At 47.9% G+C, this 3,747-nt stretch carries 3 protein-coding genes; all 3 read right to left on the reverse strand.

The genetic code is table 11. The annotated features are described in order from the left end of the window. Window positions 1–1,347: NAD-dependent DNA ligase LigA (gene ligA, locus OS145_RS11475; RefSeq protein WP_006956664.1), on the reverse strand; the 1,347-nt coding region annotated here is incomplete at its 3' end. 18 nt (window positions 1,348–1,365) lie between these two features. Next, window positions 1,366–2,244 carry a cell division protein ZipA gene (gene zipA, locus OS145_RS11480; protein ID WP_006956665.1) on the reverse strand — a complete coding sequence of 293 codons (879 nt, stop codon included), beginning with the start codon at window positions 2,242–2,244 and terminating at the stop codon, window positions 1,366–1,368. 18 nt (window positions 2,245–2,262) lie between these two features. After that, window positions 2,263–3,747: coiled-coil domain-containing protein (locus OS145_RS11485; protein ID WP_006956666.1), on the reverse strand; the 1,485-nt coding region annotated here is incomplete at its 5' end.

Here is a 3,747-nt window from a genome sequence, read left to right on the forward strand (position 1 = left end):
AGCAAAGTGCTTTATCGCCTCTTTTCGCTGGGCGGCGCAAATGAGTCCACCACTGCATCGCGCAACCGCTTCTCCCTCAATGCGTTCTACCTCAGAATCACAGACCGGACAATGACTTGGAAACTCAATCGCTTGGGCATCTTCAGGACGCTCGCTTTCTAATACGCTGACGACCTGAGGAATGACGTCTCCCGCCCGGCGAATACTCACAGTGTCACCAATCATGACGCCCAAACGAGCAACCTCGTCAGCGTTGTGCAAAGTCGCGTTTGATACAGTTACACCGCCGACTGAAACGGGCTCTAAACGAGCCACTGGGGTAATTGCCCCGGTGCGACCCACCTGAAAATCAACGCCAGTAATACGCGTTAGTTGTTCTTGTGCAGGAAATTTCCGTGCAATCGCCCAGCGTGGCGCACGCGCAACAAAGCCCAGCTCATTCTGCATACGAATCGAATCAACCTTATAGACAATACCGTCAATTTCGTAACGCAGTCTGTCGCGCTTTTCTAACATGGCTTGATAGTACGTCTCGCACGCCTCAACCGATTCAACTCGTTTTACTTCATCGTTAATCGGTAGACCCCAAGCACTTAACTGCTGCAAGCGTTCATAGTGCGAGTCAGCCAACTGTTCTTGATCTTGTTCGCTTACCACGCCCAAGCTGTAAGCGTAGAAGTGCAATGGCCGTTTTGCCGTAATTCGAGAGTCGAGCTGACGCAGACTCCCTGCTGCGGCATTACGAGGGTTGGCAAATACTTTCTCATCGCGCTTTCGAGCATTGTCATTAAAGCGTTCAAATGCGTCCGTCATCATGAATACTTCCCCTCGCACTTCTAAACGCTCGGGCGCATCATCACTTAACTGCAGGGGCACGTTCTTTATCGTCTTAACATTGGCTGTTATATCTTCACCCGAATAACCGTCACCACGAGTCGCAGCTCTCACCAACTGCCCATTTTCGTATAAAATACTGACAGCCAAACCATCAAGTTTAGGCTCGCAGCAAAACGCCCACGCCACCGAACTATCCACCCGCTGCTGAATTCGCTCAGCGAACGCAGAAAACTCCTCGCTAGAAAACGCATTGTCTAACGACAGCATCGGCAGCTCATGAGTGACAGAAGTGAACGCATCAAGTGGCTTACTACCTACTTTTTCAGTCGGCGAGTGCTGACTTTTTAACTCCGGATTATTGGCTTCAAGTGTTTGCAGTTCGCGAAATAATTTGTCGTATTCGCTATCCGGTATCGTCGGCTCATCTAGCTCATAATACTCTTTATTGTAGCGTGTTAGCTGTTGCTCTAGCTCACGCATGCGTTGCTCTACAGTCGATGAACGGCTCATATCGTTGTGTATATCTCTTTAAGACGTGGATTCGTATTGGCGTACTTTTTGATGGGCTTGCTGAATCGATTGACGCGTTAGCAGTTGACGAGAACCATCGAGTACTTGCCCCTGTGGAATTTCAGTCGCCAGTTTCTTCGCTGCATTGAGCATCATGTTGAAGGCTTGCTGCCCATCGTAATTGATAGGTAACGTCATAAACAATGCAACACCATCGGTTTCAAATTGTTCTATGTTATCAAGATCAAAGGTACCTGGATTAAACATATTGGCCACAGAGAAGATCAAGGTTCCAGTACCGTTAGTATTTTCGTAGCGATGGAAAATTCCCATTTCACCAAATTTACAGCCTAACTCGGTCATCATTTGCAATAATAGCGCACCTTGCACGTTACCTTTTACAAACAACGAGATGACATCCTGCGGCGGTTGAGGTTTTTCTTCGGCTTTCGTTGCAGAAGTAGCTTCAGGTGCCGCTTCGAACGCTGGTTGACGTTCTGTTTCTAGCTCAGGCTCATCCAGGTTTTCATCCTCTGTAGGTTCGGTTTCAGTTTCAGCTTCTTCAACCGGTGCAGGCTCTTCATCTTTATCGACTCGCATCGATGGTAATGGTGTTTCCTCGTCGTCCGTCTCTAAATCAAGATCCATCGACATTTGTGTAGCTTCGTTTGACGTTGTATTGGGTTCATCACGTGTTGCTTTAATCGTTTTTACCGCACCAATACCGTCCGCATCAAAGTCATCATCGGATTGCTGTTGGTGACGCTTTTCAGCGACTTCGCTCTGCGCTTGTTTATAAATACTATTGTTGCGCCGCATCGTCCACAAGCCATGGGCAATAATGCCAGCAATCAGCAATACTCCAATAATACTGAGTGTTATCTGTAAATTGCTCATCTCATACTTCCTTTATTATTATGCTTCGGTCATTGCCACAGCTTGTTCAATATCGACAGCGACGAGTCGTGATACGCCGGCTTCCTGCATCGTCACTCCAGCCAAGTGTGTTGCCATTTCCATAGCCACTTTATTATGACTGATATAGATAAACTGTACTGTTTCAGACATTTCTTTTACTAAACGGCAAAATCGGCCGACGTTGGCATCATCAAGCGGTGCGTCTACCTCATCAAGAAGACAAAACGGCGCCGGATTGAGTCTAAAAATAGCAAAGACTAATGATAAAGCGGTCAACGCTTTTTCTCCACCGCTGAGTAAATGGATCGTACTATTCTTTTTCCCTGGCGGTTGCGCCATGATAGTTACACCGGTTTCAAGCAAATCACTATCTGTAAGCTCGAGGGATGCCGAACCGCCACCAAATACTTTCGGGAACAATGCTTGTAAATCACCGTTTACCGCATCAAATGTCGCTTTAAATCGTTGTCGTGTCTCACGGTCAATTTTTTGTATGGCTGCCTCAAGTGTTTCTAGTGCGGACGATAAATCATCATATTGTTCGTCGAGGTAATCTTTACGTTGTTTTTGCGTTTCGGCTTCTTCAATTGCCGCCAAATTAATAGCACCTAACCGACCGACTTGTTGTGTAGTACGTTCAAGTTGCTGCGAATACGTTTGCTCAAGCTGGCTCATGGTCGCCCCTTCATCCACCGCTTCATGCAAACGTGGCAAGATCTCCTTGAGTGTTTTTTGAGTTTGCGAGAGTTGCTCAAGTACACCTTGTGTCCGTTCATCCAGTTTAGCGTACTCAATATCGAGACCTTGCAGTGCCTGCTGAGTGCGATCGATTTTAAGCTGCAATTGAGAACGGCCTTGACTGAGCTCATGAATGTCTAATTCCACCTGCGCGAGCGCATCGCGCGCTCGTTGCAACGCTTCACTGCGTTCCTCGCGCTGTGCTAACAGGTCTTCGAGTCGTGCCTGCTGTGGCTCTTCGCTTTCATCCTTCTGTGCCGCTAATTCATTCAACTCAAGATCAATCGCCTGCAAACGTTGACTTTGTCGTTCGGACATACGTTGAAGCTGAGCGTGTTGTTCTTGTGTACTCGTCAGCTGTAAACGGTGTTGGTCTAGTTGTGTGCGAACACTCTGTGCTTGTTGTTCGCACTCGCGCTGATGTTGTTCGACACTTTCGCGTTGAGATTGATTGAGTTCAATTTGTAGCTGTTCAAACCGCTGGTCCAGCTCGTCCGCGGTGGATTCACACACTGCCGCCTGCTGCTCCGCACTCTCTAATTTAGCTTTAATGTGCTCTTCTTTATCGGCAAGTTGCAACAAAGTGCTTTCAAAACGCTGATGCTGCTGTTCCGCACTCTCTAACTGCTGCTGCGCGCGGACCCACGACTCGCGCAGTGCATTGTGAGCTTGCTCGACTCGGTGTTGAGCCGTTTTAGCTTCATCTAGTTGCTTCGCTAAACGATCGCACGCTTCAGCTGCTTG

It is taken from the genome of Idiomarina baltica OS145 (genome assembly GCF_000152885.1).
In the GTDB taxonomy this organism is placed as follows: Bacteria; Pseudomonadota; Gammaproteobacteria; order Enterobacterales; family Alteromonadaceae; genus Idiomarina; species Idiomarina baltica.